This is a genomic window from Micromonospora foliorum, assembly GCF_022229015.1.
GTDB classification, from domain to species: Bacteria; Actinomycetota; Actinomycetes; order Mycobacteriales; family Micromonosporaceae; genus Micromonospora; species Micromonospora foliorum.
This window is the reverse complement of the sequence record NZ_JAKKFF010000102.1, coordinates 1-3,222: the sequence shown is the minus strand read 5'-3', so window position 1 is coordinate 3,222 and position 3,222 is coordinate 1. Positions and strand designations below refer to the sequence as shown.

Sequence of the window (3,222 nt, the reverse complement as noted above, 5' to 3'; positions counted from 1 at the left end):
ACAGCGCCTGCCGCCGGGTCAGCCCGAAACAGGCGAAGGCGTCCGCGGTGGCCAACGCCTCCAGCTGCGCGGCGGTGAGACCGAGCCGCCGGGCCAGGTCCGGCATGTCCCGGTACGGCCCACCGGCGACCCGTTCGGCCTCGATCCGTTCGGCCACGTCGGCGCCGAGGGTCCGCACGCTGGACAGGCCGAGCCGGACGGCGGGGCCGCCCAGCCCCCAGGCGTGCGGCGGCTCCCCCGGCCCGCTGCCCCACCGGGTCTCCGGGGTGGACTCCAGCACCGCCACAGCCCCGCTGGCGTTGATGTCCGGACGACGGACCTCCACCCCGTGCCGGCGGGCGTCGTCGACAAGGGTCTGCGGCGAGTAGAAACCCATCGGCTGCGCGTTGAGCAGCGCGGCCAGGAACGGCGCCGGGTGGTAGCGCTTGAGCCAGGAACTGGCGTAGACCAGGTAGGCGAAGCTCATCGCGTGGCTCTCCGGGAAGCCGTAGCTGGCGAACGCGGTGAGCTTGCGGTAGACGTCGTCGGCCAGCTCACCGGTGATGCCCCGCTCGGCCATCCCGGCGTAGAGCCGGTCGGCGATCCGGGTCATCCGCTCGACCGACCGTTTCGCGCCCATCGCCCGGCGCAGCTGGTCGGCCTCGGCCGCGTCGAAGCCGGCCAGGTCGATGGCGAGCTGCATCAGCTGCTCCTGGAACAGCGGCACACCCAGGGTCTTCTCCAGGGCGTTGCGCATCAGCGGGTGCGCGAAGGTCACCGGCTCCTGGCCGTTCTTGCGGCGGATGAACGGGTGCACCGAACCGCCCTGGATCGGGCCGGGGCGGATCAGCGCCACCTCGACCACCAGGTCGTAGAACTCGCGGGGCTTGAGCCGGGGCAGGGTGGCCATCTGGGCCCGGCTCTCCACCTGGAACACCCCGACCGAGTCGGCCCGGCACAGCATGTCGTAGACCTCCGGGTCGTCCAGGGTCATGTCACCCAGGTCGAGGCTCTCACCGATCATGTCGTAGCCGTAGTGCAGGGCGGAGAGCATGCCCAGACCGAGCAGGTCGAACTTGACCAGGCCCACCGCGGCGCAGTCGTCCTTGTCCCACTGCAGGACGCTGCGCCCGGGCATCCGCCCCCACTCCACCGGGCAGACCTCGATCACCGGCCGGTCGCAGATCACCATGCCACCGGAGTGGATGCCCAGGTGCCGGGGGAACGTCTGCAACTCGTTGGCGTACTCCACCACCTGCTCCGGGATGTTCTCGACATCGACCGTGGCGACCGAGCCCCACCTGTCGATCTGCTTGCTCCAGGCGTCCTGCTGCCCCGGCGAGTAGCCGAAGGCCTTGGCCACGTCCCGCACGGCCGACCGGGGCCGGTAGGAGATGACGTTGGCGACCTGGGCGGCGTGCTCCCGGCCGTAGCGGGTGTAGACGTGCTGGATCACCTCCTCCCGGCGGTCGGACTCGATGTCCACGTCGATGTCCGGTGGGCCGTCCCGTTCCGGGGCGAGGAACCGCTCGAAGAGCAGTTGGTGCCGGACCGCGTCGACATTGGTGATCCGCAACGCGTAACAGACCGCCGAGTTGGCCGCCGAACCCCGACCCTGGCAGTAGATGTCCTGGTCCCGGCAGAACGTGACAATGTCGTAGACCACCAGGAAGTAGCCGGGGAAACCCAGCTCCTCGATCATGTTCAGCTCGTGGTCGAGTTGCGCGTACGCAGTCGGGTGCGCCTGCGGTGGCCCATAGCGCTCGTGCGCCCCGTCAGCGGTCAACTTCCGCAGCCAGCTCATCTCGGTGTGCCCCGGCGGCACCGGGTACGCCGGTAGCTGCGGCGCGACGAGCTGGAGGTCGAAGGCCAACTCGGCGCCGAACTCGGCGGCCCGCGCCACCGCACCCGGGTACGCGGCGAACCGGGCCGCCATCTCCGCGCCGCTGCGCAGGTGGGCGGTGGCCGCCGCGGGCAACCAGCCGTCGATCTCGTCCAGGCTGCGTCGGGCCCGGACCGCGGCGACGGTGGTGGCCAGCCGCCGCCGGCCAGGGCTGGCGTAGTGCACGTTGTTGCTGGCCACCGTCGGCAACCCGGCCGCGGCGGCCAGCTCGGCGAGCGCGTCGTTGCGGTCGGCGTCGACGGGATGGCCGTGGTCGGTCAGCTCCACGGCCACCGTCTCGGCGCCGAAGAGCGCGGTCAGCCGGTCCAACTCGCGGGCCGCCGCGTCCACCCCCTCGGTGAGCAGCGCCCCCGGCACGTGCCCCTTGCGGCAGCCGGTCAGCACCAGCACATGGTCACGCAGCTCGGCGGCGACCTCCTCCAGGTCCCCGTAATCCGGGCGGCCCTTCTCCCCGCCGCGTAGCTGGGCGCGGGCGATGGTGGTGGCCAGCCGGGCGTACCCCTCGTGGCCGTGCGCGAGCACCAGCAGGTGCGCGCCGTGCGGGTCGGGCTCGCCGTTCTGCGGGCCGGGCAGGCCGAGGGACAGCTCCGCGCCGAAGATGGTCGGCAGGCCCAACGTACGAGCCGCCTCGGCGAAGCGGACCACCCCGTAGAAGCCGTCGTGGTCGGTGACGGCGAGCGCGGTGAGCCCCAGCCGGGCCGCCTCCTCGGCCAGCTCCTCCGGGTGGCTGGCGCCGTCGAGGAAGCTGAAGTTGGTGTGCGCGTGCAGCTCCGCGTAGGGCACCACACCGTCGGGGCGGGTCAGCTCCGGCGGCTGGTACTGCTCGCGGCGGCGGCTCCAGGCCGGGGAGTCGCCGCCGTCGGCGTCCACGGCGAGCGGGTCCACCACATGCAGGTGCCGCTCCTCGCGCGACCGCCCGCCGCCCGACCGACCGGAGCCGCCGCTGGCCCGCCCCGAGAGCACCCGCTCCAGCTCCGACCAGGGCATCTTCGGGTTGTGGAAGCTCATCGAACATCCTCCTCCGGCCTGGGGAGCACCGGCTCAGTCATAGATCGCCTCCACCAGCCACTGCCCGGCCTCGACGGCCAGCAGCAGCGCGGCACCGTCGGCCAGGCTGACCTGGAACCGGGCCCGGCGGCGGGCCTCGACCGGCGCCCACCACCGCTCGTCCACCGGCCACGGGCCGGCCCAGCCCACGATCTCCGCCGGCTGGCCGGTGCCGACCACCAACCGGGCCGGTGGGGCGCTCACCACCAACCGAGCGCTGATCACCACCGGCTCACCGGCGGCGTCGTGCACCGTCGCCGCGAGCGGGCTGGGCAGCACCACCGCCGGCGCGG

The 3,222-nt window shown here is 72.8% G+C and carries 1 protein-coding gene and 1 pseudogene; both read right to left on the bottom strand.

The window, feature by feature from the left end:
- Nucleotides 1-2,890 (bottom strand): error-prone DNA polymerase (locus PSH25_RS09605; protein WP_238658684.1); only part of this gene is annotated, 2,890 nt, incomplete at its 3' end.
- Nucleotides 2,891-2,923: 33 nt separating this feature from the next.
- Nucleotides 2,924-3,222 (bottom strand): annotated as a pseudogene (locus PSH25_RS09600) (DNA polymerase Y family protein); the annotation flags it as partial.